This is a genomic window from Rhodobacter sp. NTK016B (genome assembly GCF_017303295.1).
Lineage (GTDB): Bacteria > Pseudomonadota > Alphaproteobacteria > Rhodobacterales > Rhodobacteraceae > Pararhodobacter.
In genome coordinates, this window is record NZ_JAFKOK010000016.1 from 74700 (window position 1) to 100209 (window position 25510).

Consider the following 25510-nt stretch of genomic DNA (forward strand, 5'->3'; position numbering starts at 1 on the left):
GCGAGAGGGGTGGGACGAGAGAGCGCATGACGTGGCTGTGTAGACGCCCCGGGCGGGCTGCCGCCCGCGCCCGCCCGGGGAAGGGGCACGCCCCTCCCCCGGACCCCCTCGGTGGATATTTCCCGAACAAAGATGCGCTCGGAAAACGCATTTCCCTGCATCTTTGATCGATAAATATCCTCGGGGGTGAGCCGCGCAGCGGCGAGGGGGCAGACAGCCCCCTATCGGCGCGGCGCACAGCGCCGCGCCCGGTCGCGCGAGATCTGCTCGCCGGAGGCGTGCCGGGCGAAGGTGAAATCGCTTACCCGTTGCTTTGTGCGGTGTTCCGAAACGCGAAAAGGCCCCGCGCGGGGCGGGGCCTTTCCGAACTCTGTCTGCGGTATCAGCGCGCGGCGAGGTCGCGCAGCACGTAGTGCAGCACACCGCCATGCTTGACGTAATCGACTTCGATCTCGGTATCGATCCGGCATTTCAGATCGATCGTCTTGGTCTTGCCGTCCGGATAGGTGATCGTGCAGGGCACCGTCGAGAGCGGCTTGATCTCGTCCGAGAGACCCTCGATCGACACCGTTTCGTCGCCGGTCAGGCCCAGCGTCTTGCGGGTGTCGCCGCCGGTGAATTCGAACGGGATCACGCCCATGCCGACGAGGTTCGAGCGGTGGATCCGCTCGAAGCTTTCGGCGATGACCGCCTTGACGCCAAGCAGGTTGGTGCCCTTCGCCGCCCAGTCGCGCGACGAGCCCGCGCCGTATTCGATGCCACCGAAGATCACCAGCGGGGTGCCGGCGTCCTGATAGGCCATCGCGGCGTCGTAGATCGAGGTCTGTTCGCCGTCCGGCCCCTTGGTGTAGCCGCCTTCGACGCCGTCCAGCATCTCGTTCTTGATGCGAATATTGGCGAAGGTGCCGCGCATCATGACTTCGTGATTGCCGCGGCGCGAGCCGTAGCTGTTGAAGTCCTTGGGCGCGACCTGCCGGTCGGTCAGGTACTTGCCGGCCGGGGTGGTCGGTTTGAACGAACCCGCGGGCGAGATGTGGTCGGTGGTGATCATGTCGCCCAGCAGCGCCAGAACGCGGGCATCGGTGATGGGCGCGATATGGCCCTTCTCCTTGCCCATGCCCTGGAAGTAGGGCGGGTTCTGGATATAGGTCGATTGCGGCGGCCAGTCATAGGTTTCACCGCCCGAGACTTCGACCGCCTGCCAGCGCTCGTCACCCTTGAAGACGTCGGCGTATTTCGACTGGAACGCTTCGCGGGTCACCACGCGGTCGACCAGTTCGGCGATCTCGGCATCCGTCGGCCAGATGTCTTTTAGGTAGACGTCCTTGCCGTCAGGCGTCTGCGCCAGCGGCTCGGTGGTGAGGTCGATATTCATGTCGCCGGCCAGCGCATAGGCCACCACGAGCGGCGGCGAGGCGAGGTAGTTGGCGCGCACGTCGGGCGAGATCCGGCCTTCGAAGTTGCGGTTGCCCGAGAGCACCGAGGTCGCGATCAGGTCGTTATCGTTGATCGCCTTCGAGATTTCGGGCTGCAGCGGGCCCGAGTTGCCGATGCAGGTCGTGCAGCCGAAGCCGACGATGTTGAAGCCGATGGCGTCCAGGTCGTCTTGCAGCTCAGCGGCCTCGAGATACTGCTGAACCACTTGCGAACCCGGCGCGAGCGAGGTTTTCACCCACGGCTTGCGGGTAAGGCCCAGTTCGCGCGCCTTGCGCGCAACGAGGCCCGCGCCGATCAGCACATAAGGGTTCGACGTGTTGGTGCAGGAGGTGATCGAGGCGATCACGACCGAGCCGTCGCGGATCTCGTAATCCTCGCCCTCGACCTTGGCGGTCTTGCCGATGGTCACGGGCTTGGTCGCGACCGGGCCTTCGGCGGCCATGTCCTTGGCATCCGCCGACATGTCGATGCCGCGGTAATCGGCGACGACTTTCTCGAACGACTCGGCCGAGGCGGTCAGCGCGACGTAATCCTGCGGGCGTTTGGGGCCCGAGATCGCGGGCACGATGTCGCCCATGTCGAGTTCCAGCGTCGAGGTATAGATCGGCGCATAATCCGCGCCGCGCCAGAAGCCGTTTTCCTTGGCATAGGCTTCGACCAGCTTGACGCGGGCCTCTTCGCGGCCGGTATTGCGCAGGTAGCGCAGGGTCTCGTCGTCGATCGGGAAGAAGCCGCAGGTCGCGCCGTATTCGGGCGCCATGTTGGCGATCGTCGCGCGCTGAGCCAGCGGCAGATTGTCGAGACCGTCGCCATAGAATTCGACGAATTTGCCGACGACGCCATGCTTGCGCAGCATCTGCACGACTTTCAGCACGAGGTCGGTGCCGGTGGTGCCTTCGACCATCTTGCCGGTCAGTTTGAAGCCCACGACTTCGGGGATCAGCATCGAGATCGGCTGACCCAGCATCGCGGCCTCGGCCTCGATGCCGCCGACGCCCCAGCCCAGAACGGCGGCGCCGTTAACCATGGTGGTGTGGCTGTCGGTGCCCACGAGCGTGTCGGGATAGGCGATTTCGGTGCCGTTCTGGTCCTTGTCGGTCCAGACGGTCTGCGCGAGGTATTCGAGGTTCACCTGGTGGCAGATGCCGGTGCCGGGGGGCACGACGCGGAAGTTCTCGAACGCGGTCTGGCCCCATTTCAGGAACTGGTAGCGTTCCATGTTGCGCTGGTATTCCAACTCGACATTGCGCTGGAAGGCGCGCGGGTTGCCGAATTCGTCGATCATCACCGAGTGGTCGATCACCAGATCGACGGGCACCAGCGGGTTGATCTTCTGTGCGTCGCCGCCCAGCCCCTTGATGCCGTCGCGCATCGCGGCAAGGTCGACCACGGCGGGGACGCCGGTGAAGTCCTGCATCAGCACGCGGGCCGGACGATAGGCGATTTCGCGCGGGTTCTTGCCGCCCTTTTCCGCCCATTCGCCGAACGCCTTGATGTCGTCGACCGAGACGGTGAAGCCGTCATCTTCGAAGCGCAGCATGTTCTCGAGCACGACCTTCAGCGAGGCGGGCAGTTTCGAGAAGTCACCGAGACCCGCATCCTGCGCGGCGGGGATCGAGTAATAGGCAACCTGCTGGCCGTCGACGGTCAGCGTCTTGCGCGTCTTGGCGGTATCTTTACCGACATTCACTGTCATGGAGGGGGCTCCCTTCGGAATAAGAGGGGTTTGGCTGGGCATGCTCATGCCTCATATGGCCTCACCGATCAAGGGGGAGGGGGCGAATTTGTATACCATTGTGCACAAAAACTGCCGTCGGTCCCGGGCCACTCGGCGGCTTCGCGCCGATGCGCCTTAATTCCGGGCGTGTCTGCATTGGGGGTGGGGCCGTGCGGTCGGTCCGGCGTGTCTTCCGTCCCGGCCTCACGCGCCGTTGCCAAGCTGTCACAAGGTGGTGTTTGAGGGGCGGACTCGGCTTGCCCCTGCTTGCGCGAAGGGACATTTGCCGGTTCAGTGATGCCAAGGTTTTCAGGAGAAGCGCATGTCGCTGAACGCTCGGATGCATGATCGCATCGCGGCGCGAAAGGTTTCGTATGTCCTCGGAGAGGGGATCCGGGTCGCGGGACTATCTGCCGCTGTCGTGCTTGGCCTGACGATCGCCTCGGTTTCACCGGCGGTTGCGCAGGCGCAGATGCAGGTGCAGCCCCCCCGGCAAGCGGGCGGTGAAGAGCCGGCAGGCGAGGTGGATCACCCCGTCCTGCTGGAGCTATACACCGCGCAGGGCTGTGCGTCCTGTCCGCCCGCGGACGAGATGATGCTCGACCTTGCCTCGCGCGAGGACGTGATCGCCTTGGCACTGCATGTCGATTACTGGGATTACATCGGCTGGACCGACACCTTTGCCAGCCGCGACAATACCGAGCGCCAGCAGCGCTATGCGCGCCGCTACGGCCATTCGACCATCTACACGCCTCAGGTGGTGATCAACGGGTTGCAGATCATCGAAGGCTTCCGCGTCATGGAGGTGATGGACACCATCGCCACCCAGCGCGACCGGATGCCCGAGGTTGAACTGGACCTCGCCCGCCGGGGCGACGCGCTGGAAATCAGTGCCGAACCCACCGAAGACGCGGCCCCGCAGATCGCCATGGCCTCGCGCCGTTCGGCGATCACCGGGATGGCAACCAATTCGGTCGTGGGTACGCTGTCGATGTCGCGCGCGCCGCGTGGCGCCGGGGCCGAGGCGAGCGCCGATGAACCTGCGGGCGACGCGCCCGAGGCGGTAGCGTCCGCCGCGCCCTCGGATACCGCAGGGGCGGCTTCGTCCGACGAAGCCGAAGCGCCGCGCGCCAGTACCGGCATCAATCGCGCCGGGACCGGGCCGTTCCTGTTGCAGCTTATCCGTTATCGGCCGGTCGAGACCGTTGATATCCATGGGGGCGAGAATGCGGGTCTGACGATGCGCTACGCCAATATCGTCACCAGCTGGGAGCCGCTGGGCAGCTGGGACATGATGACGCCGCTGCAATTCTCGGTCGACCTGCCGGGAGACGAGCCTGCGGTGGTGATCATTCAGGAAGCCGGGCAGGGCGAGATCGTCGCCGCCGCACGGCTGCGCTGAACCAACCGTTTCTCAGTCGGATCTGGCCGCGCGCTTTTGCGCGCGCGGATTGCCATCCGCGCGTTTCCAGCGCCGGTGCAGCCAGAACCATTGCCCCGGATGCGCCATTACCCGCGCCGAGGCGCTGTCATTGAGCGCCTTGGTCATCGTCAGCGGGTCGGTATGGGGGATCGGTGCTTCGATCTCAATGGTGAAGCTCAGCCCGTCAGGAGTCCGCGTGGCGTAAAGCGGCACCAGAAGCGCGTTGTATTTCATCGCCATCTTCGCCGCTGAGGTCGCGGTCCAGGCGGGTTTGCCAAGGAAATCCACCAGCTCGCCATTGGCCATGTAATGATCGCCCAGAAGCCCCAGCATGCCGCCTGACTTCAGGAAGCGGATCATGTCGGCCATGCCTTCGGAACCCCGGGGGAAAAGCGGGCTGGCGATGCTTTCTATCGTGGCGACGTAGCGGCGGTTGGTCGCGGGATTGGTCATCGGCATGTAAAGCCCGCCGACCCGGAAGCCGCGCTGGCTGAGATTGGCGCGCCACGCGTCGTAATTGCCGAAATGCGCCGAGACGAGGATCACGGGCCGCCCCTCGGCATGGGCCTGTTCCAGCGCCATCAGGCCGGGGCCGGTGGGGGTGAGGTCCTTCACCCGTTCGGCAAAGGCGCGGCCCGAGTTGATCTCGATCAGCGAGCGGCCGAAATTGTCGGCTACCGCGCAGCAAATCCGGCGGATCTCGGTCTGTGGCATGTCGGGGAAGACGTGCTTCAGATTGGCGCGTGTCCGGCGATTGAGCGCGAGCGGCCCCAGCACGGTGCGTGCAAACCACCCCATCGCGGGCACACGCCGCTCATAAGGCAGAAGCTTGACCGCACCGACCACCGCCGCGCTGGCGCGGTCCTCGATCCAGTGGCGTAGCGAAAGCCGGGGTTGGGTGTCTGTCGTGGGGCGTGCCATGGGCGGGGTTCTAGTCCCGGCGCGCAGGGCTGTCCACTGGCTGTCCACCGCCGGACCGCGGGCTGGGCCCGGGACGTGCATGGCGCCGGTTGGCTGTCGGCGGATGACGGATCAGGGATGCGATTTCTTGCGGCGATTGTGCCACCAGACCCATTGCTCGGGGTATTGGCGGACCTTTTCGCCGAAGGCATCGTTGAGCGCCTGCGTCATCGTCTCGGGGTCGGAATGGGGGATCGGAAGATCGGCCTCGACCCGGAAACCGGGGGCATCCGGCGTGCGGAGGCCCCAGACGGGGATCAGCAGCGCGTCATAGCGCAGGGCCATTTCCGCGATCGAGGTGACGGTGCGCGTGGGCTGGCCGAGGAAATCGAGCATCGTGCCGTTGGGCCGGTCGAGGTCAATCAGAATGCCCAGCATCCCGCCCTTGCGCAGAAACCGTACCAGCGCGCGCAGGCCTTCGCCGGTATCGGGGAACATCGGGTGACCCGACACCGCCATCGCGTCGAGGTAATGGCGGTTGAGCGCGGGGCTGCCGAGCTCCTTGAAATAGCCGCCCATCCGGTAGCCGCGATGGATCAGCGCATACCGCGCGACATCGTAATTGCCGAAATGCGCCGAGACCATGATCACCGGGCGGCCCGCCGCGTTCGCGGCGTCCAGCGCCTCAAGCCCCGGCCCGCCCTGCGGCACGTCGGGACCGATTCGGGTCAGGTCGCGGGGCGAGAGCACCTCGACGATCAGCCGGGCGAGATTGCCGGGCACCGCGCGGGCGATGCGCCGGACCTCGGCTTCGGGCAGATCGGGACGGAAATGGCGCACGCCCCTGGCGACCCTGCTCCCCAGTGCGGTCACTCGCCCGACGACCGTGCCGACAGCGCCCGCCAGCGCGACGCGCGGGCCAAACGGCAGCCGCAACAGCGCCAGCACGACGAGCATCGTCAGGCGGTCGCGCAGCTTTTCGGGCTTGGCGGGGGCGGTGTCGGGATCGTCTGCGAGCGGAGGCGGCGGGGTATCGGCCGTCATGCGGGAAACCGGGTTCTGGAATGAATGCGACCGCTCCGGGGGCCGGAGCGGTCGCGTGCGTCTCGGTGTCCGTGCGGGCCTGCGGCCAAGGCCGCGATCCGGCCCGTGTCGGACCGCAGCGGGATCAGACCGCTTCGCTGATGAACTTCACCGCGTCGCCGAAGGTCTGGATGTTCTCGGCCGCATCGTCCGGGATCTCGATGCCGAATTCTTCTTCGAAGGCCATGACCAGTTCGACGGTGTCGAGCGAGTCAGCGCCCAGATCGTCGATGAACGAGGCGTTCTCGGTGATCTTGTCCTCTTCGACGCCCAGGTGCTCGACCACAATCTTCTTCACGCGATCCGCGATGTCGCTCATGATTTTGTCCTCGTTTACCTTTCGGCGGAACCCGCCCAAGTGTTGACTACGCCGTTTTGGCGATGAAGCAAAGGCGCCGTTCGGCGCCCCGACCCGATGTCTTCGGGCCCGACCAGCGCGGGCAGGCCCCGGCTCAATCAGCGCCGCCTATAGCACAAGCTTGGGCATAGGCAAACGCTTTCGCAACCTCGATTTGCGCCATATCCTGCCGCAGGTTCCGCCACGGAACCGGCGCGCGTTCCCGGATCGGGGCCGCGATCAAGACCCCGATGAGGACCCCGAAAAACATGGCACTGCTCTATTATGCCCTGCACCTGCCGGTGATCCCCGCATGGCTGCTGCTGATCCTGGCCCCCGGTGCGCCGCTGACACGCGCCTATGTGCATTCGGGTGTGGTCCCGGTTGTTCTGGGCTGCGTTTACGGGGTTCTGTTGTTTTGCGGCGCGGTGTTGGGGTTTTCCGCCGACGGCGCGGGCATGGGATCGCTTGCGGGCGTCACGGCGCTGTTCTCGCATCCCGTAGGCGTGCTGACGGGATGGGCGCATTTCATCGTCTTCGATCTTTTCGTAGGGGCATGGATCGCGCGCGACGCGGCGAAGCTGGGCATGGGCCACGCGGCCAGCGTACCGATCCTGATCCTGACGCTGGTCTTTGGCCCCCTGGGCCTTCTGGCCCATATCCTGCGCCGGGTGGCGGGCGGTCACGGCTGGCGAATCGCATGATCCGCCAGCCGCATGAAGCGCTCAGAGCATCGCCATGCCGCCATTGACGTGGATCGTCGTCCCGGTGACGTAGCCCGCTTCGGGCGAGGCGAGGTAGAGGACGGCGGCGGCGATTTCTTCGGGCGTGCCCATCCGGCCCGCCGGGATCTGCGCGTCGATCTTGGATTTCTGATCGTCGCTGAGCTTATCGGTCATGGGCGTGGCAATGAAGCCCGGCGCCACCGCGTTGGCGGTGATGCCGCGCGAGGCGACTTCGGCGGCGATGGATTTGGTCAGGCCGATGAGGCCCGCTTTCGAGGCCGAATAGTTCACTTGACCCGCATTGCCGGTGGCGCCGACGATGGACGAGATGTTCACGATCCGGCCCCAGCGCGCCTTCATCATCGGGCGCATCACCGCGCGGCACAGCCGCATCGAGGCGGTGAGGTTGACGTCGATCACCTGCGCCCAGTCATCGTCCGACATGCGCATGAAGATCTGGTCGCGGGTGATACCGGCGTTGTTCACCAGGATGTCCAGCCCGCCCATCGCCTCGATCGCCTGTTTCGGCAGGGCCTCGACGGCGGCGCTGTCGGACAGGTTACAGGGCAGGACATGCGCGCGCTCGCCCAGCTCGGCGGCGAGCTCTTGCAGCGGGGCTTCGCGGGTGCCCGAGAGGCCGACGGTCGCGCCCGCGGCGTGGAGCGCGCGGGCGATGGCCGCGCCGATGCCGCCCGAGGCGCCGGTGACGAGGGCGCGTTTGCCGCTGAGGTCGAACATGGGGTATTCCTTTCGTCGGGTCTTGTCGTCGAGGGTCTGATCTGGCGGGGCCGGGCAGGGGGCGCTGCCCCCTCTTGGCCTGCGGCCAATTCACCCCCGGAGTATTGGGGGCAAAGTGACGCGCAGGCGGGGTCTGCCCGGCGGGGTTGGGCGCGGTTCTAGCAGCCGGCGCGGCGTGGCGCCAGCGGGCAGGACTTTGCCGTTGCGCGCCGCCGCTCTTTTCCCGCGCGGGAACAATGTGTATGTGGCAGGGCAATGATGTGGATCGGCGAAGGCCGAAGACGGAGGATTGCAGATGCGCCGAGTCGTGGTGACGGGTCTGGGGATGGTTACGCCGCTGGCTTGCGGGGTCGAAGAGACCTGGAAGCGGCTCTTGGAGGGGCAATCCGGCGCGGGCCCGATCACGCGGTTCGATGCGAGCCATCTGGCGACCACTTATGCCTGCGAGATCCCCTTCGGCGATGGCAGCGACGGGACCTTCAATCCCGATGACTGGATGCCCGCCAAGGACCGCCGCAAGGTGGACGATTTCATCCTGTACGGGATGGTCGCGGCGACGCAGGCGGTCGAGGATTCGGGCTGGACGCCCGAGGCCGAAGAGGATCGCGAGCGCACCGGCGTGATGATCGGGTCGGGCATCGGCGGGCTGACGACGATTGCCGAGACCGCGATCCTGATCAAGGAGCGTGGGCCGAAGCGCGTATCGCCTTTCTTCATTCCCGGCAGCCTGATCAACCTCGTCTCAGGGCAGGTCAGCATCAAATACGGCTTCAAGGGGCCGAACCACGCCGTTGTGACCGCCTGTTCGACCGGCGCGCATGCCATCGGCGACGCGGCGCGGCTGATCATGCTGGGCGACGCGGATGTGATGGTCGCGGGCGGGGCCGAGGCGCCGATCAGCGAGATCGGCATCGCCGGGTTCAACGCCTGCAAGGCGCTCAGCACCAAGCGTGGTGACGAGCCGCAAAAGGCCAGCCGCCCCTATGACGCGGACCGTGACGGCTTCGTCATGGGCGAGGGCGCGGGCATCGTCGTGCTGGAGGAATACGAGCACGCCAAGGCGCGCGGCGCCAAGATCTATGCCGAGGTGCTGGGCTATGGTCTGTCGGGCGACGCCTATCACATCACCGCGCCCGCCGAGGATGGCGATGGCGGCTTCCGGTCGATGAAGGCAGCGCTGGCGCGGGCCGGGCTGGAGCCGGCGGATGTGGATTACATCAACGCGCACGGCACCTCGACCATGGCCGACACGATCGAACTGGGCGCGGTCGAGCGGCTGATGGGCGACGCGGCGTCGAAGGCGACGATGTCTTCGACCAAATCGGCGATCGGTCACCTTCTGGGGGCGGCGGGCTCGGTCGAGGCAATCTTCTGCGTGCTGGCGATTCGCGATCAGGTTGCGCCGCCGACGATCAATCTCGACAACCCGGCCGTCGCGCCGAAGCTCGACCTTGCGCCCAACGCCAAGCGTGAGCGCGAGATCAACGTGGCGCTGTCGAATTCGTTCGGCTTTGGCGGCACGAATGCCAGCCTCGTTCTGGGTAAGGTTCACGACTAATGTGGAAACACGTCGTGGCCAATGCGCTGACGTTGCTAATCGTCGGCTTTATCATGCTGGCCGGATTGGTGGCGCTGGGACAGCGGAGCTTTCATGCCGAAGGCCCGCTGGAACAGGCGATCTGCCTGCGCGTCGAGCAGGGGGCGACCCTGCGCGTGGTGGCCGACGATCTGGCCGAGCAGGGCGCGGTGTCGAGCCCGATGCTGTTTCGCGTGGGCGCGCAATATGACGGACGCCATGACCGGCTGCGTTTCGGCTCGTATCTTGTGCCCGAAGGCGCGTCGATGGAGCAGATCCTCGACATCGTCACGCGCGGCGGGGCGTCCACCTGCGGCACCGAGGTGGTGTTCCGCATCGGCGTGACGGCGGTGAATTACGAGGTGCGCGAGCTTGATCCCGCGACCAACCGGTTCATCGAGACCGTGGATCTGCCGCTGGAGACCACCGAGTTTCCGGCCGAATACACCGATGTGGCCGAGCAGACCGACACGCGGTTCCGCATCGTCGTGGCCGAAGGCACGACGAGCTGGCAGATCTGGAACGCGCTGGAGAACGCCGAATTCCTGTCGGGCAGCGTGGGCGAGGTCCCGCCCGAAGGTCATCTGATGCCTGATGGCTACGAGGTGCGGCGCGGCGCGGATCGCGGTGAATTGCTGGCGATGATGCAGGAGCGGCAGGAGGCCTTCCTTGCGCAGGCCTGGGAGAGCCGGGTCGACGGGCTGCCCTTCGAGACGCCGCAGGAGGCGCTGATCCTGGCCTCGATCGTCGAGAAGGAAACCGGCGTGGCCGAAGAGCGTCGGGTCGTGGCGAGCGTGTTCATCAACCGGCTGGGTGTGCCGATGCGGCTGCAGACCGATCCCACGGTGATCTACGGCATCACCCGCGGCGAGGGTGTTCTGGGGCGCGGTCTGCGGCGTTCCGAACTGAACGCGGACACGCCGTACAACACCTACCGGATCGACGGCCTGCCGCCGACGCCGATTGCCAATCCCGGACGCGCGGCGATCGAAGCGGTGCTCGATCCCGAAGAGACAGAGTATCTGTACTTCGTGGCTGACGGTTCGGGCGGGCATGCTTTCGCCACGACGCTGGCCGAGCATAACGAGAATGTCGCGCGCTGGCGGCGGATCGAGGCTGGCGAATAGCTAAGGTTTTAGCGGTTTCGGTGTTGCGCGCCGGGCAGCATCGGATTGACTTTTTGCACGTTTTGCGATAGTCTTTTCGGCATGCTGGCAGAGTTCGGCTCAAGGCCCGGGGGTTTTCCCCGGGCCTTTGTCGTTTTCGTCGCGCGGGGCAGCGAGACAGCGGGCAACAAGCATGAAGAAACGGGACCCTTCGACAAGGGACAAACCGCCTGAGCACCTTGTGGCGCAGGCGGAACGTCAACTGGCCGCCTATGGCGCAGAGCTGGATGCGGTCATCGAAACCATCAGAAGTGGGGACATCACGGCGTCGCGGGAGCTGGCGAGCGTGGTGGCGTCCTTGCGCAAGGCCTTGGAGGCGGTTTTCAGTGAACGGGCGAAACTTGAAAAGATCAGCGAGCAATCAGGACGTCGACACGGAGAGCTGGATCTCGACGCCGCGCGCGCCGAGGTGCGACGCCGAATGGATCGCCTGCGCGCCGCGAACGATCCGCGAGGATTTCCTGAAGGGCCTGAGTGACGAGGCGCTGCTGGCCCTGCCGTTCCTATTCGACTTCTGGGCGCTGCCGCATCAGGTGGCGCCCGAAGGGGCGTGGAAGACGTGGGTCTGCATGGGCGGGCGCGGCGCGGGGAAGACCCGCGCGGGTGCCGAATGGGTGCGCGCGCAGGTCGAAGGCGCCGGGCCACGCGATGCGGGGCGGGCGCGACGGGTGGCCTTGGTCGGCGAGACGCTCGATCAGGTGCGCGAGGTGATGGTGTTCGGGGACAGCGGCATCCTTGCCTGTTCCCCGCCCGACCGCCGGCCCGTCTGGGAGGCCACGCGCAAGCGGCTGGTCTGGCCCAACGGGGCGGTGGCGCAGGCGTTCTCGGCCCATGCGCCCGAGGCGATGCGCGGGCCGCAATTCGACGCGGCCTGGGCCGATGAGCTGGGCAAATGGACCAAATCGGAAGAGGCTTGGGACCAGCTGCAATTCGCGCTGCGGCTGGGCGACGATCCGCGCTGCGTGGTGACAACGACCCCGCGCGCCGAGGGCGTGTTGCGGCGGGTTCTGGGGCTGGACACCACCGTCGTTACGCGGGCACCCACCAGTGAGAACCGGGCCTTTCTGGCGCCGTCCTTCCTGCGCGAGGTCGAAGTGCGCTATGGCGGCACCCGGCTGGGCCGGCAGGAGCTGGAAGGTGCGCTGCTGGAGGATGTCGAGGGCACGCTGTTCCCGCAGGCGCTGATCGACAGCAGCCGGATCGAAGCGGCACCCGCCCTGTCGCGGGTCGTTGTGGCGGTCGATCCGGCGGTCAGCGGCAATGCCGGATCGGATCTGTGCGGTATCGTCGTGGTCGGGGCGATGACCGAGGGGCGGGTCGAGACATGGCGCGCGGTCGTATTGGAAGACGCAAGCGTCAAGGCCACAAGCCCCACGGACTGGGCGCGCGCCGCCATCGCGGCGATGGCACGCCACGGGGCCGAGCGATTGGTGGCCGAGGTCAATCAGGGCGGCGATCTGGTGGCGCAGGTCTTGCGGCAGGTCGATCCGCTGGTGCCGGTGCGCGCCGTTCATGCCGCGCGCGGCAAGGCCGCGCGGGCCGAGCCGGTGGCGGCGCTTTATGAGCAGGGGCGGGTCAGGCATCTGCGGGGCCTCGGCGCGCTCGAGGAACAGATGGCGCAGATGACCGCGCAGGGTTTTCGCGGGCGCGGCAGCCCGGACCGGGTGGACGCGTTGGTCTGGGCGCTGCACGAGCTGATCCTCGCGCCGGCGGAACATCACCGGGCACCACGGACTCGCGTGATCTGATGCAACGCATGGAAAGGGGCTTCGGCCCCTTTTTTCATGGCCCTTTTTTCATGGCCGCGTTGCGCGGCGGGCGGGGCAGCGCGCGGTGGCTTACCAGGATGTCAGGGCCTTCGCGGCATCTTCTCGGCAAGGCCAAGACGACGGGGCAACCCGAGGCGTCCGGGCGGCAAGGAGGCACAGGCATGTTCGATTTTCTTCGCAAGGCCCCGACCGAGGCGCCCGAAGCCAAAGCCTCGGCGGTGGGGCCGCTGACGGCGGGTTTCGGGGCCGGTTTCAGTTCGGGGCTCGGGTCAGGCCGCGTCAAGGCGATGCAGGGGCTGGCGCAGGCGCGCTGGACGGCGCGGGACACGGTGTCGCTGACCCGCACGGGGTTTCAGGGCAACCCGGTAGGTTTTCGCGTTGTGCGGCTGATTTCGGAAGCCGCCGCCGCGCTGCCGCTGGTGCTGCAAGATGCCGAGCGGCGCTATGACGCGCATCCGCTTCTGAGCCTGTTGCGCCGTCCCAACCCGGCGCAGGGGCGGGCCGAATTCTTCGAGGCAGTCTTCGCGCAGCTGCTGCTGTCGGGCAACGCCTATGTCGAGGCGGTGGCAATCCCCGAAAGCGGCCTGCCGGTCGAGCTGCACGTCCTGCGCTCGGACCGGATGTCGGTGGTGCCGGGGGCGGATGGCTGGCCCGCTGCCTATGACTATGCGGTCGGCGGGCGCAAGCACCGCTTCGCCATGGGCGAGGGGGTGGCGCCGATCTGTCACGTCCGCTCTTTCCATCCGCTCGACGATCATTACGGCCTGTCGCCCATCGAGGCGGCGGCGACGGCGGTGGATGTGCATAACAGCGCGTCGCGCTGGTCGAAGGCGCTTTTGGACAATGCCGCGCGGCCCTCGGGCGCCATCGTGTTCAAGGGGGCCGACGGGCAGGGCAACCTGACCAACGAGCAGTTCGAGCGCCTGCAGGCCGAGATGGAGACCCATCACCAGGGCGCGCGCAATGCCGGGCGGCCGATGCTGCTGGAAGGCGGGCTCGACTGGAAGCCGATGGGGTTCAGCCCCTCGGATATGGAGTTCCACAAGACCAAGGACGCCGCCGCGCGTGAGATCGCGCTGGCCTTCGGGGTGCCGCCGATGCTGCTGGGGATTCCCGGCGACGCGACCTATGCCAATTATCAGGAGGCCAACCGAGCCTTCTACCGGCTGACGGTACTGCCGCTGGCCGCGAAAGTGACGGATGCGCTGTCGCATTGGCTGTCCGCCTATGGCGGGGCCGAACTGCAATTGCGGCCCGATCTGGATCAGGTGCCGGCGCTGTCCATCGAGCGCGAGGCGCAGTGGCGCCGCGTGGCCGGGGCGTCGTTCCTGACCGAAGACGAAAAGCGCGCGCTGCTGGGGCTGCCGCCGAAAGCGCTGGGATGACGGCACAGCGCAAGACCATCGGTGGTTCGCGGTTTCTTTATGACAGCTTTGATCTCGCGCAGGCGCGGATCGATGCGCAGGAAAAAGTCGAGACCGAGCGCCGCGCCGGGCTGGAATACCGGTTGTCCCGAATCGAGGACGAGCTGAAGCGGCTGGAAAAGCGGCTGTGGCTGGCGGTCTACGGCGTGGCGTCGGGTGTCGTGGTGCATGGTGCGCTGGCCTTTCTGGCTACGCAAGTTTGAGGGGGTCCCATGACGGGTCTTGAGACGAAATTCCACCCGCCCTCGCAGCCCGTGATGCTGAGCGACGGTGCGGTGATCTCAGGCTATGCCTCGGTCTTCGGGGTGCGCGATCAGGGTGGTGACGTGGTCATGCCGGGGGCCTATGCGGCCTCGCTCAAACGGCTGGCGGCGCGCGACGGGCGCGTGCGGATGCTGTGGCAGCACGATCAGAGCCAGCCAATCGGCGTCTGGGACGAGGTGGTCGAGGATGCGCACGGGCTGCGCGTCCGGGGCCGCTTGCTGACCGAGGTGACGAAGGGGCGCGAGGCGGCGGCGCTGATGGCGGCGGGGGCGGTCGACGGTTTGTCCATCGGCTACCGGACTCTGCGCGCCGAGAAGCTGCCCGAGGGCGGACGCAAGCTGATCGAGCTTGAGCTGTGGGAGGTGTCGTTGGTGACCTTTCCCATGCTGCCGGTCGCGCGGGCCTCGGCCAAGTCGGATGGCGGGCTGCTTCTGGATTTCGCCCGTGGCATCGAGGCCGCGCGCGACGCGCTGCGGGGCTGATACGGCGGAAAAATCAGGATGAACGGCGCGCGGGATGTCCCCGCGCGGACGGTGGCGGATTGCCAAGCACGGCCCGCGCCACCGCAGGCAGAGGGGCATCAACGAAAGGATGGATGCGATGAGCAGCGAGTATCCCGTCCCGGCACAGGCCGGCGAGGAAAAGAACGCGGCGCCCGTCGACGAGGCGGCGCGGCTGAAGGCGGCACTGGAGGGTTTCGTGGCCGAAATCAAGACCTTCCGTGCCGATGTGACGGGCAATCTGAAACAACAGGACGAGCGACTGACCATGCTGGACCGAAAACTCACTACCAAGACCGCGCGCCCCGTGCTGGCGCAGGCCGATGCGGGCGAGGGCCTGCATCTGAAGGCATTCGACGCCTATCTGCGTCAGGGCGACGATGACGCGCTGCGCGGGCTGGTGCTGGAAGGCAAGGGGCTGACGGCCTCGGTCAATACCGAGGGCGGCTATCTTGTCGATCCGCAGACTTCCGAGCGTATTCACGCGGTGCTCGATGCCTCGGCCTCGATCCGCGCCGTCGCCAGTGTCGTGCAGGTCGAAGCGGGCTCTTTCGACGTGCTGGTCGATCACGGCGATGTCGGCTCGGGCTGGGAAAACGAATCCTCGACCCTGACCGAGACGGGCACGGCGGCCATCGACCGCATCTCGATCAAGCTGCACGAGCTGTCGGCGATGCCCAAGGCTTCGCAGCGGCTGCTGGAAGACAGTGCCTTCGATGTCGAGGGCTGGCTGGCCGAGCGGATCGCGAAGAAATTCGCGCGTGCCGAGGCGGCGGCTTTCATCACCGGCACCGGCACCGACCAGCCGCGCGGTTTCCTGTCCCATACCATCGTCGCCAATGGCACCGAAGATTGGGAAGAGCTGGGCTATGTCGCGACCGGCGCGGCGGGCGATTTCGCCGCGTCGAACCCGGCCGATGCGATCGTCGATCTGGTCTATGCGCTGGATGCGGGCTACCGCGCGAATGCGGCCTTCGTGATGAATTCGAAGACTGCTGGCGCCGTGCGCAAGATGAAGGATGGCGACGGGCGGTTCCTGTGGTCGGACGGTCTGGCCTCGGGCGAGCCGGCGCGGCTGATGGGCTATCCCGTGCTGATCGCCGAGGACATGCCCGACATCGCCGCCGATGCCCATGCCATCGCTTTCGGCGATTTTCAGGCGGGCTATACCATCGCCGAACGCCCGGATCTGCGTGTTCTGCGCGACCCGTTCAGCGCGAAGCCCCATGTGCTGTTCTACGCCACCAAGCGCGTAGGCGGTGACGTGACCGATTTCCAGGCGATCAAGCTGCTGAAATTCGCCGCCAGCTGAGCGGTTCACGGGATCGGGCCGGGTCTTTGGCCCCGGCCCGGTGGCGGCGCAGACGCGCGGGTTGGGGCCGATTGGCCGGGACGCCCGCATCGCGTCCGGCTGCTCCCTTCCGCGCGAGCGGTGCGGGAGCGCGTCTGCGCCGGTCAGGCCGGCATTCGGGAAATGGGGAGGCAAGCATGGAGCTGATTGAGACCAGCGTGGTGGAGGATAGCGACCTGCCGGTCGCGGCCTTTCGCGCGCATCTGCGGCTGGGCACCGGCTTTGCCGACGAGGCGACGGGCGACGCGCTGCTGATCCAGTATCTGCGCGCGGCGATCTCGGCCATCGAGGCGCGAATCGGCAAGGCGCTGATGACGCGGGATTTCACGCTGATCCTGCCGTGCTGGCGCTGGGCTGATGCGCAGGCTTTGCCGGTCGCGCCGGTAAGTGCGGTCGCCTCGGTCACGCTGGTGGATGCCGCGGGCGCCGAGACCGAGGTCGAGCCCGCGCGCTGGCGGCTGGTGGTGGATCGCCATCGACCGCAAATTCTGGCCACCGTCGCCGTGCTGCCCGGCGTTCCGTCGGGCGGGCGGGTCGAGATCGCCTTCACGGCGGGGTTCGGCGCCACATGGGACGCGGTGCCCGATGATCTTGCGCAGGCGGTGATGTTGCTGGCCGCGCAGTTCTACGAAGGCCGCACGGGAAGCGATCCGGTGCCCGGCCCGGTCGATGCGCTGCTGCGCCGCTGGGCGCCGGTACGGGTCACCGCCGGGGGGCATCGCTGATGGCCTATGCGCTGAACCGGCCGATGGTGCTGGAGGAAGCCACGACCACGCCCGACGGTGTCGGCGGCTATTCCGAGAGCTGGTCCGCGCTGGGCACGCTGTGGTGCGAGCTGCGCGCGGGATCGGCGAGCGAACGGCGCGGGCTGATCGCGCCCGAGGGACGGATGCTGTTCCGCGTCTATCTGCGCGCCGCACCGCAAGGCAGCCCGCAGCGTCCGCGCCCCGATCAGCGGCTGCGCGAGGGGGCGCGGCTCTTCACCATTCTCGCCGTGTCCGAGGCCGAACCCTCGGGCGCTTATCTGGTCTGTCACGCGCGCGAAGAGGTGCCGGCATGAGCTATCAATCCGCCGATGCGCTGCAGGGTGCGCTTTACAACCTGCTGTCGGGTGATGGCGCACTGACGGCGCTGGTTCCGGGCGGCATTTTCGACGCGCCGCCCCCTGCCACGCCGCAGGGTACTTACGTGGTTCTGGGCGAGGAAGACGTCATCGACCGCTCGGATATCAGCGGGCCCGGTGCCGAACACCGGGTGCTGGTGCAGGTGGTCAGCGACGCGGCGGGTTTTCTGACCGCCAAGACCGCCGCCGCGCGGATCGCCGAAATCCTGCCCGGCGCACAGCCGGTTTTGGGCACGGGCCGCGTCGTCGCGATCTGGTTCTATCAGGCACAGGCGCGCCGGGCCGAGGGGGCGTCGCTCAGGCGCATCGACCTGCGGTTCCGGGCGCGCGTCGAAAACTGAAGCTTTCAAAGGAGGGGTCTGCATGGCTGTGCAAAGCGGCAAGGATCTTCTGATCAAGATGGACATGACCGGGACGGGTCTGTTCGAGACCATCGCGGGCCTGCGCGCCACGCGGATCAGCTTCAACGCCGAGACGGTCGATGTGACCAGTCTCGACAGCACCGGCGGCTGGCGCGAATTGCTGGCGGGCGCCGGGATCAAGGCGGCGGCGCTGTCGGGGTCGGGCGTGTTCCGCGACGCGGCCACGGACGAGCGGGCGCGCGCGGTGTTCTTCAACGGCGAGATCCCGGCTTTTCAGGTGGTCATCCCCGATTTCGGCACGGTCGAAGGGCCGTTCCAGATCACCAGCCTTGAATATGGCGGCAGTTACAATGGCGAAGCCACGTTCGAGATGTCGATGGCCTCGGCCGGGTCTTTGGACTTCGTCGCCGCGACCGCGCTGGCCGCCGATCCGCTGGATTACGAAGGCGATGGCGGCGATCAGCCCGAAACGCAGCCCGAAAGCGGCGAGCCGGTCTGATGGCGAACCCGCTGAGCGGTGAGGTGTCGCTGGTGCTCGACGGCGAGCGCTATGCGCTGAAGCTGACGCTGGGCGCGCTGGCCGAGCTGGAAGAGGCGCTGGGCGCAGACACTCTGGTGGCGCTGGTCGAGCGGTTCGAAAGCGGGCGCTTTCGCACGCGAGACGTGATGGCGCTGCTTCTGGCCGGGATGCATGGCGGCGGGCACCCGGTGAGGGCAGATACCTTGCTGGCAGCCGAGATTGACGGTGGCGCGCTTGAGGCGGCGCGGGTGGCCGGGCTGCTTTTGGCGCGTGCCTTCGCGCTGCCACCGGCGCCGGCATGAGCGGCCGCGAAACCGGTCAAGACTCTGGCCGCGACTCTGGCCTCGACTGGCCGGGCTTGATGCGCGCGGGGCTGCACGGGCTGGGCCTGCGCCCGACCGAGTTCTGGGCGCTGACCCCGCTGGAGCTGATGATCATGCTGGGCCGCGACGAGGCGTCGCGACCGGGTTTCACGCGCGCGCGGCTGGAGGCGTTATTGCAACGCTATCCCGATGCCGCGCGCGCCGACAGAAAGGATGAACACCATGGCGACGCTGGACGAGCTGAACACCCAGCTGGCCGAGCTGGAAGCGCGGATCGGGACGACCTCGGACAGCGTGGCGGGCTTCGATTCAAGTCTGGCCGAGATGGGCCGCAATCTGGGTGAGACGAACCGTGAGATGGCCGGGCTGTCGCGTTCGCTGGGGGGCGGGCTCAGGCGGGCCTTCGATGGGGTGATCTTTGACGGTCATCGCCTGTCGGATGCAATGCGCGGTCTGGGGCAGTCGATTTCGAACGCCATCTACGGCGCTGCGATGCGTCCGGTGCAGAACGCGGTCGGCGGTGCGCTGTCCTCGGTTCTGGGGGGGCTGATGGGGGGGCTTTTGCCCTTCGCGAATGGCGCGTCCTTCAGTCAGGGGCGGGTGATGCCCTTCGCGCAGGGGGGCATCGTCTCGCAGCCCGTGACCTTCCCGATGCGCGGCGGCACCGGGCTGATGGGCGAGGCCGGCCCCGAGGCGATCCTTCCGCTGGCGCGGGGCGCGGATGGCAAGCTGGGCGTGCGCGGGGCCGGGGGCGGTCGGGCGGTCAATGTCTCGATTAACGTCACCACCCCCGATGTCGCCGGGTTCCGGCGCAGCCAGAGCCAGATCGCCGCGCAGATGCAGCGGCTGCTGTCGCAAGGCCAGCGCAATTACTGAGCGGGGACATACCGACATGGCTTTCCACGATATTCGCTTTCCCGTCTCGCTGAGCTTCGGCTCGCTTGGCGGGCCCGAGCGGCGCACCGAGATCGTCACGCTGGCCAATGGCCACGAGGAACGCAACACCCCCTGGGCGCAGGCGCGGCGGCGCTACGATGCGGGGCTTGGCCTGCGTTCGCTCGACGATGTCGAAGTGCTGATCGCGTTCTTCGAGGCGCGGCAGGGCCGGTTGCATGGGTTCCGCTGGAAGGACTGGGCGGATTACAAGTCCTGCCCGGCGTCGAAACAGATCCGCCCCACGGACCAACCCATCGGCACCGGCGACGGCGTCACGCGCGCCTTCGCGCTGACGAAGACCTATCGTTCGGGCGAATGGCAGACGGTGCGGATGATCACCAAGCCCGTTGCGGGTAGTGTGCGGATCGCGGTCGGCGGCGCCGAGCTGGACGAAACCGTCGGCTGGACGCTGGATAGCGATACCGGGATCGTCACGTTCGCGGCCCCGCCCGCGGTGGGGGCCGAGGTCACGTTCGGCGGCGAGTTCGACGTGCCGGTGCGCTTCGACACCGATCTGGTGCAGGTCTCGGTCGCCAGTTTTCAGGCGGGCGACGTGCCGCAGGTTCCGGTGATCGAGGTGCGGCAATGAGCGGGCTGACCACGACCCGCGCGCGCGCCTGGGCCCTGACGCGGTCGGATGGAACGGTGCTGGGCTTCACCGATCACGACCGCGATCTGACTTTCGACGGGATCACCTTTCGCGCGGAAACGGGCATGACCGCCAGCGCCATCGTGCAGGGGACGGGGCTGTCGGTCGACAATACCGAGGCCTCGGGCGCGCTGAGCGATGCGGCGCTGAGCGAGCCGGATATTCTGGCCGGGCGCTATGACAACGCGGCGCTGACGATCTGGGAGGTCGACTGGCAGGACCCGGCATGGCGCCGCGTGCTCTTTCGCGGCTCGCTGGGCGAGATCACCCGCGCGGGCGGCGCCTTTCGTGCCGAGCTTCGCGGGTTGACCGAGCCGTTGTCGAAAACCGGCGGGCGGGTCTTTGGCGCGGCCTGTCCGGCGGTGCTGGGCGATGCGCAATGCGGCGTCGATCTGGACCAGCCGGTATTCCGGGCCGACGTCGCGCTGCTGGCCGTGGATGAGGGCGGCGCGATGCTGGACGTGCCGCTGCTTGAGGATTTCGCCGCCGACTGGTTCGTCGATGGCACGGTGATTTTCTTGTCGGGGGCGGCGCAGGGCATGCTGGTGCCCGTTCGGCGCGAAGAGGCGCTGGGCGAAACGCGAAGGCTGCATCTGTGGCAGGCGCCGGGCATCGCGCCTGAGGCGGGCGATCGTGTGCGACTGGTGGCGGGCTGTGACAAGCGCTTCGCAACCTGCCGCTTCAAATTCGACAACAGCCCGAATTTTCGTGGATTTCCGCATGTGCCCGACGATGACTGGCTGCAGGTGACGCCGCGCGCGGACGGCGACAATACGGGCGGCAGCCGTGGCGGAGCCTGAGCGGCGCGCGGCGCTTGTCGCCGAGGCGCGCTGCTGGCTGGGGACGCCTTACTGTCATCAGGCCTCGGCCCGTGGTGCGGGCTGCGATTGCCTCGGGCTGGTGCGGGGCGTGTGGCGCGCGCTCAAGGGCGACGAGCCCGAGCATCTGCCCCCCTACAGCGCCGATTGGGGCGAGAGCGGCGGGGACGAGGTGCTCTGGCAGGGACTCGCGCGGCATCTGCGCCGCGTCCAGAGCCCGCTGTTGCCCGGCGATATTCTGCTTTTCCGGATGCGGTCGCGGGGCGTGGCGAAACATCTGGGCATCCTCAGCCTCGCGGGCTCTGCGCCGCGTTTCATCCATGCCTATTGCGGCCACGGGGTCGTCGAGAGCCCGCTGAGCCGCCCCTGGGCGCGCCGGATCGCGGCGCGCTTCGAGATGACCTGACCACAAAGGAGCCACCCGATGGCCACTCTGCTTCTGTCCGCCGCCGGTGCGGCGATCGGCGCGAATTTCGGCGGCGCGGTGCTGGGGCTTTCGGGCCTTGTCATCGGGCGCGCGGTGGGCGCGACCGTGGGCCGGCTGATCGACCAGCGGCTTCTGGGCCTCGGCTCGGGACGGGTCGAGACGGGCCGCATCGAGCGGCTGCAGATCACCGGCGCGGGCGAGGGCGTGCCGATCCCCCGGCTCTGGGGGCGGATGCGCAGCGCGGGCCATGTGATCTGGGCATCGAAGTTTCAAGAAATCCCCGGCCGCTCGCAGCGCACCAAGCACGGGTTCGGCCCGCGCGTGACCGAGGAATCGCGCTATGTCGTCAGCGTGGCCATCGCGCTGTGCGAGGGTGAGATCGGCGGCATCGGGCGGATCTGGGCCTACGGCGAGGAAATCGCCCGCTCGGACATGAATATCCGCGTCTATACCGGCACCGACGACCAAGTGCCCGATCCCAAGATCGAGGCGGTCGAGGGGCCTGGCAACGCGCCCGCCTATCGCGGCACGGCCTATGTGGTGATCGAGGATCTCGATCTGGCGCCCTTCGGGAACCGCCTGCCGAATTTTGTCTTCGAGGTGGTGCGCGCGGCTCAGGCGCCGGGCGTCACGACGCTGCAGGATGCCGTACAGGGCGTCGCATGGCTGCCCGGCGCGGGGGAATATGCGCTGGCGACCGAGCCCGTGCTGCTGACGCCCAATACCGGCGGGCCGTTCGATCCCGGCTATTCGGTGGTCGAGGCGCAGGAGGCACAGTTGGCCAACCGGCACACGCCGTCGGGCTTTACGGATATGGAGACCTCGCTCGCCGCGCTTCAGACCGAATTGCCGAATGTGCAATCGGGGCTGCTGGTCGTGTCGTGGTTCGGCGAGGATCTGCGCTGCGGCGAATGCCGGGTGAAGCCCAAGATCGAGTATCTCGAACGCGACGGGGACGAGCAACCATGGAGCGTGGCGGGCGTCGCGCGCGAAGGGGCCGAGACGGTGGCGCGCGATGGCGACAAGCCGGTCTATGGCGGCACGCCGTCCGACGCCTCGGTCCTGCAGGCGATCGAGGCCATGAACGCGGCGGGGCAGGCGGTGGTGTTCTACCCCTTCCTGCTGATGGAGCAGCTGGCGGATAATGGTCTGCCCGATCCGTGGTCGGACGCGGGCGATCAGCCGGTCCTGCCATGGCGCGGGCGCATCACGCTGGCCAAGGCGCCGGGCCAGCCCGGGACCAGCGACCGCACGGCAGCGGCCGCAGCCGAGGTCGCGGATTTCTTCGGCACCGCGCAGGCGTCGGATTTCAACGTCTCGCCCGGTTCGGTCAGCTATGCCGGGCCGGATGAATGGTCCTATCGCCGCTTCATCCTGCATTACGCCGCGCTCTGCGCCGCCTCGGACGGGGTCGAGGCGTTCTGCATCGGCTCGGAAATGCGCGCGCTAACGCAGATCCGGGGGGCGGGCGACAGCTTTCCGGCGGTCGCGGCGATGATCGACCTGCTGCACGAGGTGCGCGCGATCCTCGGCCCCTCGGTCAAGCTGGTCTATGCGGCGGATTGGTCCGAGTATTTCGGCTACGACGCGGGCGAGGGGAACCGCTATTTCCATCTCGATCCGCTCTGGGCCGATGACGAACTCGACGTGATCGGGATCGACAATTACATGCCGCTCTCGGACTGGCGTGAGGGCGAGGCGCATCTCGACTGGCAGGCGGGCTGGCGCGATATCTACGACACGGATTACCTTGAGGCCTATGTCGCGGGTGGCGAGGGCTATGACTGGTATTACCGCACGCCGCAGCATCGCGACGCCCAGCTTCGTACGCCGATCACCGACCCGGGCGAGGCCGAGCCTTGGATCTGGCGCTACAAGGATCTGCGCGCGTGGTGGGAAAACGCGCATACCGAACGTCTGGGCGGGGTGAAACAGCCCGAGGCCACGGCGTGGGAGCCCCGCTCGAAACCCGTCTGGTTTACCGAATACGGCTGCGCGGCGATCGACAAGGGGACGAACCAGCCCAACGTGTTCCTCGATCCGAAATCCTCGGAAAGCTTCGCGCCCTATTACTCGACCGGGGCGCGCGATGACCTGATGCAGATGCAATACCTGCGCGCGATGCACGGCTATTGGACCGACCCGGCCAACAACCCGCTGTCGGATGTCTATGGCGGGCGCATGGTCGACTGGTCGCGCAGCCATGCCTGGGCGTGGGATGCGCGGCCCTGGCCCTGGTTCCCGGCGCTGACCGACGAATGGTCGGATGGCGACAACTGGCTGCGCGGGCATTGGATTACCGGGCGTGCGGCGGCGCAGCCGCTGGCCGCCGTGGTCGCCGAGATTTGTCAGCGCGCCGGGCTGACGGCTTTCGATGTAAGCGGCCTGTACGGCGTGGTGCGCGGCTATGGCGTGGCTTCGACCGCAAGCGCACGCTCGGCGTTGCAGCCCCTGATGCTGGCGCATGGGTTCGAGGCCGTCGAGCGTGAGGGCCTTCTGGTGTTTCGCATGCGCACCGGGCGTGATCCGGTGGCGCTGGCCCCTGACGCGATCATCGCGCGCGAGGACGGCGATCTGGAACGCGTCCGCGCCTCGGGGCCCGAGATCGCGGGGCGGCTGCGGCTGACCTATATCGAGGCCGAGGGCGGTTTCGAAACCCGCAGTGCCGAAGTCGTGCATCCCGAGGACCCGGCGGGCGACGTGGCCGACAGCGAACTGCCGATGGCGCTGACGCGGGGCGAGGCGCGCACGGCGGCCAAACGGTGGCTGACCGAAGCGCGGATCGCGGGCGACGTGGTGCGGTTCGGAATGCCCATGTCCTCGGACCTGTCGGTGGGGGATATCGTCGCGCTGAGCAATGCCGGAGCCGTGCGGCACTACCGCATCGACCGGATCGAGCTTGCGGATGCCCGTCTGATCGAAGCCGTGCGTATCGAGCCGGGCCTGTACCGCCATCGTGACGCCTCGGACGATCTGCCCTATGCGGCCGGGTTCCTGGCGCCCACGCCGGTGCTGCCGCTCTGGCTGGACCTGCCGCTGATGCGCGGTGACGAGGTGCCGCACGCGCCGCATCTGGCGGTCACCGGGCGCCCGTGGCCGGGCGTCGTCGCGGTGTACGACGCTCCGGCGACCAGCGGGTCTTTCGCGCTCAACACCCGGATAGGACTGCGTGCCAGCATGGGCGAGACGCGCAGCACGCTTGACCACGGCACGCCCGCGCTCATTCAGCGCGGCGCGGGGGTCGAGGTGGCGTTTCCCGAGGGCGTCGCGCTGGCCTCGGTCAGCGACGAAGAGCTGTGGCAGGGCGCCAATCTGGCGGCGATCGGTACGGGCCAGGAATGGGAGTTGTTCCAGTTCCGCGGCGCCTCGCTGATCGAACCTGGCCTGTGGCGGCTGCACGATCTTCTGCGCGGTCAGTTCGGCACCGAGCCCCTGCAACCGCAGGCCTGGGCGCCGGGCGCGGTGGTGGTGCTGATGGACGATGCCCCCGCGCAGATCGACCTGCGCGCCGCGATGCGCGGGATCGACCGACGCTGGCGAATCGGCCCGGCGGCGCTGTCTTACGACGATCCCGCCTATGTCGAGAGCGTGAAGGCGTTCGCGGGCAACGGTCTGCGCCCCTATGCGCCTGCGCATCTGCGGGTACGCCGGGCGGGGGGCGATGTGCAGGTGTCATGGATCCGGCGCACGCGGCTTGAGGGCGATTCCTGGGTCGGGCCAGAGGTGCCGCTCAATGAAGAGAGCGAGCGCTATACGCTGCGCATCCGGTCCGGCGGCGACATCGTGCGCGAGGTGTCGCTTGTCACGCCGGGCTATACCTACAGCGCCGCCGATCAATCCGCCGACGGCGTCAGTGGGATCTTCACCATCGAGGTCGCGCAGGTCTCGGCGCTTTACGGCAACGGGTTGTGGGCGGTGCTGTCCGTCGCGGCATGACGCTGC

At 67.5% G+C, this 25510-nt stretch carries 25 protein-coding genes and 1 pseudogene; 21 read left to right on the top strand and 5 right to left on the bottom strand.

The window, feature by feature from the left end; all coding sequences use genetic code 11:
* Positions 1–382: 382 nt before the first annotated feature.
* Positions 383–3133, bottom strand: coding sequence for an aconitate hydratase AcnA (gene acnA, locus JI664_RS19510; RefSeq protein ID WP_207015452.1), 2751 nt, complete (start codon positions 3131–3133; stop codon positions 383–385).
* Between the two features lie 343 nt (positions 3134–3476).
* Here acnA and JI664_RS19515 point away from each other — a divergent pair, with 343 nt between their 5' ends.
* On the top strand, positions 3477–4556 hold the full coding sequence (locus JI664_RS19515; RefSeq protein ID WP_207015453.1) for a DUF1223 domain-containing protein: 1080 nt from the start codon (positions 3477–3479) through the stop codon (positions 4554–4556).
* 12 nt (positions 4557–4568) lie between these two features.
* On the opposite strand, the gene JI664_RS19520 is transcribed toward JI664_RS19515, so the two are convergent.
* From JI664_RS19520 to JI664_RS19530, 3 genes are all read right to left on the bottom strand, one after another.
* On the bottom strand, positions 4569–5498 hold the full coding sequence (locus JI664_RS19520) for a lysophospholipid acyltransferase family protein (RefSeq protein WP_207015454.1): 930 nt from the start codon (positions 5496–5498) through the stop codon (positions 4569–4571).
* 111 nt (positions 5499–5609) lie between these two features.
* Complete coding sequence (locus JI664_RS19525; protein WP_207015455.1) at positions 5610–6521, bottom strand: lysophospholipid acyltransferase family protein; 912 nt, start codon at positions 6519–6521, stop codon at positions 5610–5612.
* Positions 6522–6645: 124 nt separating this feature from the next.
* A complete protein-coding gene (locus tag JI664_RS19530) occupies positions 6646–6879 on the bottom strand; it encodes an acyl carrier protein (RefSeq protein ID WP_068304285.1) in 234 nt (77 codons plus the stop codon).
* A gap of 287 nt (positions 6880–7166) precedes the next feature.
* Here JI664_RS19530 and JI664_RS19535 point away from each other — a divergent pair, with 287 nt between their 5' ends.
* Positions 7167–7601 carry an ABA4-like family protein gene (locus JI664_RS19535; protein WP_207015456.1) on the top strand — a complete coding sequence of 145 codons (435 nt, stop codon included), beginning with the start codon at positions 7167–7169 and terminating at the stop codon, positions 7599–7601.
* A gap of 21 nt (positions 7602–7622) precedes the next feature.
* Here the strand turns inward: JI664_RS19535 and fabG are convergent, their stop codons facing one another.
* Positions 7623–8360 carry a 3-oxoacyl-[acyl-carrier-protein] reductase gene (fabG, locus tag JI664_RS19540; RefSeq protein ID WP_207015457.1) on the bottom strand — a complete coding sequence of 246 codons (738 nt, stop codon included), beginning with the start codon at positions 8358–8360 and terminating at the stop codon, positions 7623–7625.
* Between the two features lie 295 nt (positions 8361–8655).
* Between fabG and fabF the strand changes: the two genes are divergently transcribed.
* From fabF to JI664_RS19630, 19 genes and pseudogenes are all read left to right on the top strand, one after another.
* The gene (gene fabF / locus JI664_RS19545) at positions 8656–9918 is read left to right on the top strand and encodes a beta-ketoacyl-ACP synthase II (protein ID WP_207015458.1); all 1263 of its coding nucleotides are present in this window, start codon (positions 8656–8658) and stop codon (positions 9916–9918) included.
* Positions 9918–11063 (top strand): endolytic transglycosylase MltG, encoded by a 1146-nt coding sequence (gene mltG / locus JI664_RS19550; protein WP_207015459.1) that lies wholly within the window; start codon positions 9918–9920, stop codon positions 11061–11063. The genes fabF and mltG overlap by 1 nt, the downstream gene beginning before the upstream one ends.
* A 172-nt stretch (positions 11064–11235) precedes the next feature.
* Complete coding sequence (locus tag JI664_RS24080) at positions 11236–11580, top strand: hypothetical protein (RefSeq protein ID WP_286174195.1); 345 nt, start codon at positions 11236–11238, stop codon at positions 11578–11580.
* Positions 11549–12850: a DNA-packaging protein gene (locus JI664_RS19555; protein ID WP_414707749.1), complete on the top strand. Its 1302-nt coding sequence runs from the start codon at positions 11549–11551 to the stop codon at positions 12848–12850. Before JI664_RS24080 ends, JI664_RS19555 begins: the two co-directional genes overlap by 32 nt.
* A 182-nt stretch (positions 12851–13032) precedes the next feature.
* Positions 13033–14256 carry a phage portal protein gene (locus JI664_RS19560; protein WP_207015461.1) on the top strand — a complete coding sequence of 408 codons (1224 nt, stop codon included), beginning with the start codon at positions 13033–13035 and terminating at the stop codon, positions 14254–14256.
* Positions 14253–14498: a GTA head formation protein, RCAP_rcc01685 family gene (locus tag JI664_RS19565; RefSeq protein WP_207015462.1), complete on the top strand. Its 246-nt coding sequence runs from the start codon at positions 14253–14255 to the stop codon at positions 14496–14498. The genes JI664_RS19560 and JI664_RS19565 overlap by 4 nt, the downstream gene beginning before the upstream one ends.
* A gap of 9 nt (positions 14499–14507) precedes the next feature.
* The gene (locus JI664_RS19570; protein WP_207015463.1) at positions 14508–15041 is read left to right on the top strand and encodes an HK97 family phage prohead protease; all 534 of its coding nucleotides are present in this window, start codon (positions 14508–14510) and stop codon (positions 15039–15041) included.
* 109 nt (positions 15042–15150) lie between these two features.
* A complete protein-coding gene (locus JI664_RS19575; protein ID WP_286174196.1) occupies positions 15151–16371 on the top strand; it encodes a phage major capsid protein in 1221 nt (406 codons plus the stop codon).
* 176 nt (positions 16372–16547) lie between these two features.
* The gene (locus JI664_RS19580) at positions 16548–17135 is read left to right on the top strand and encodes a head-tail connector protein (protein WP_207015465.1); all 588 of its coding nucleotides are present in this window, start codon (positions 16548–16550) and stop codon (positions 17133–17135) included.
* Complete coding sequence (locus tag JI664_RS19585; protein ID WP_207015466.1) at positions 17135–17470, top strand: head-tail adaptor protein; 336 nt, start codon at positions 17135–17137, stop codon at positions 17468–17470. The genes JI664_RS19580 and JI664_RS19585 overlap by 1 nt, the downstream gene beginning before the upstream one ends.
* The gene (locus JI664_RS19590; protein WP_207015467.1) at positions 17467–17874 is read left to right on the top strand and encodes a DUF3168 domain-containing protein; all 408 of its coding nucleotides are present in this window, start codon (positions 17467–17469) and stop codon (positions 17872–17874) included. The genes JI664_RS19585 and JI664_RS19590 overlap by 4 nt, the downstream gene beginning before the upstream one ends.
* Positions 17875–17896: 22 nt before the next feature.
* A pseudogene (locus JI664_RS19595) lies at positions 17897–18304 on the top strand (phage major tail protein, TP901-1 family); the annotation flags it as partial.
* 89 nt (positions 18305–18393) lie between these two features.
* Entirely contained in the window at positions 18394–18717 is a 324-nt protein-coding gene (locus JI664_RS19600) for a gene transfer agent family protein (protein WP_207015469.1), read from the top strand.
* Between the two features lie 59 nt (positions 18718–18776).
* Positions 18777–19082, top strand: a complete 306-nt coding sequence (locus JI664_RS24270; protein WP_414707750.1) for a phage tail assembly chaperone — start codon at positions 18777–18779, stop codon at positions 19080–19082.
* Positions 18970–19614, top strand: a complete 645-nt coding sequence (locus JI664_RS19610; RefSeq protein WP_414707751.1) for a phage tail tape measure protein — start codon at positions 18970–18972, stop codon at positions 19612–19614. The genes JI664_RS24270 and JI664_RS19610 overlap by 113 nt, the downstream gene beginning before the upstream one ends.
* A 16-nt stretch (positions 19615–19630) precedes the next feature.
* Positions 19631–20263: a DUF2460 domain-containing protein gene (locus JI664_RS19615; protein WP_207015471.1), complete on the top strand. Its 633-nt coding sequence runs from the start codon at positions 19631–19633 to the stop codon at positions 20261–20263.
* Complete coding sequence (locus JI664_RS19620; RefSeq protein ID WP_207015472.1) at positions 20260–21123, top strand: DUF2163 domain-containing protein; 864 nt, start codon at positions 20260–20262, stop codon at positions 21121–21123. Before JI664_RS19615 ends, JI664_RS19620 begins: the two co-directional genes overlap by 4 nt.
* Positions 21110–21547, top strand: coding sequence for an NlpC/P60 family protein (locus tag JI664_RS19625; protein WP_207015473.1), 438 nt, complete (start codon positions 21110–21112; stop codon positions 21545–21547). Before JI664_RS19620 ends, JI664_RS19625 begins: the two co-directional genes overlap by 14 nt.
* Positions 21548–21565: 18 nt before the next feature.
* Complete coding sequence (locus JI664_RS19630) at positions 21566–25504, top strand: baseplate multidomain protein megatron (RefSeq protein WP_207015474.1); 3939 nt, start codon at positions 21566–21568, stop codon at positions 25502–25504.
* Positions 25505–25510: the final 6 nt, after the last annotated feature.

Bases quoted from the DNA above. Each gene is read 5' to 3' on its own strand.
- acnA (WP_207015452.1), bottom strand. From the start codon at position 3,133: ATGACAGTGAATGTCGGTAAAGATACCGCCAAGACGCGCAAGACGCTG.
- JI664_RS19515 (WP_207015453.1), top strand. From the start codon at position 3,477: ATGTCGCTGAACGCTCGGATGCATGATCGCATCGCGGCGCGAAAGGTT.
- JI664_RS19520 (WP_207015454.1), bottom strand. From the start codon at position 5,498: ATGGCACGCCCCACGACAGACACCCAACCCCGGCTTTCGCTACGCCAC.
- JI664_RS19525 (WP_207015455.1), bottom strand. From the start codon at position 6,521: ATGACGGCCGATACCCCGCCGCCTCCGCTCGCAGACGATCCCGACACC.
- JI664_RS19530 (WP_068304285.1), bottom strand. From the start codon at position 6,879: ATGAGCGACATCGCGGATCGCGTGAAGAAGATTGTGGTCGAGCACCTG.
- JI664_RS19535 (WP_207015456.1), top strand. From the start codon at position 7,167: ATGGCACTGCTCTATTATGCCCTGCACCTGCCGGTGATCCCCGCATGG.
- fabG (WP_207015457.1), bottom strand. From the start codon at position 8,360: ATGTTCGACCTCAGCGGCAAACGCGCCCTCGTCACCGGCGCCTCGGGC.
- fabF (WP_207015458.1), top strand. From the start codon at position 8,656: ATGCGCCGAGTCGTGGTGACGGGTCTGGGGATGGTTACGCCGCTGGCT.
- mltG (WP_207015459.1), top strand. From the start codon at position 9,918: ATGTGGAAACACGTCGTGGCCAATGCGCTGACGTTGCTAATCGTCGGC.
- JI664_RS24080 (WP_286174195.1), top strand. From the start codon at position 11,236: ATGAAGAAACGGGACCCTTCGACAAGGGACAAACCGCCTGAGCACCTT.
- JI664_RS19560 (WP_207015461.1), top strand. From the start codon at position 13,033: ATGTTCGATTTTCTTCGCAAGGCCCCGACCGAGGCGCCCGAAGCCAAA.
- JI664_RS19565 (WP_207015462.1), top strand. From the start codon at position 14,253: ATGACGGCACAGCGCAAGACCATCGGTGGTTCGCGGTTTCTTTATGAC.
- JI664_RS19570 (WP_207015463.1), top strand. From the start codon at position 14,508: ATGACGGGTCTTGAGACGAAATTCCACCCGCCCTCGCAGCCCGTGATG.
- JI664_RS19575 (WP_286174196.1), top strand. From the start codon at position 15,151: ATGGATGCGATGAGCAGCGAGTATCCCGTCCCGGCACAGGCCGGCGAG.
- JI664_RS19580 (WP_207015465.1), top strand. From the start codon at position 16,548: ATGGAGCTGATTGAGACCAGCGTGGTGGAGGATAGCGACCTGCCGGTC.
- JI664_RS19585 (WP_207015466.1), top strand. From the start codon at position 17,135: ATGGCCTATGCGCTGAACCGGCCGATGGTGCTGGAGGAAGCCACGACC.
- JI664_RS19590 (WP_207015467.1), top strand. From the start codon at position 17,467: ATGAGCTATCAATCCGCCGATGCGCTGCAGGGTGCGCTTTACAACCTG.
- JI664_RS19600 (WP_207015469.1), top strand. From the start codon at position 18,394: ATGGCGAACCCGCTGAGCGGTGAGGTGTCGCTGGTGCTCGACGGCGAG.
- JI664_RS24270 (WP_414707750.1), top strand. From the start codon at position 18,777: ATGCGCGCGGGGCTGCACGGGCTGGGCCTGCGCCCGACCGAGTTCTGG.
- JI664_RS19615 (WP_207015471.1), top strand. From the start codon at position 19,631: ATGGCTTTCCACGATATTCGCTTTCCCGTCTCGCTGAGCTTCGGCTCG.
- JI664_RS19620 (WP_207015472.1), top strand. From the start codon at position 20,260: ATGAGCGGGCTGACCACGACCCGCGCGCGCGCCTGGGCCCTGACGCGG.
- JI664_RS19630 (WP_207015474.1), top strand. From the start codon at position 21,566: ATGGCCACTCTGCTTCTGTCCGCCGCCGGTGCGGCGATCGGCGCGAAT.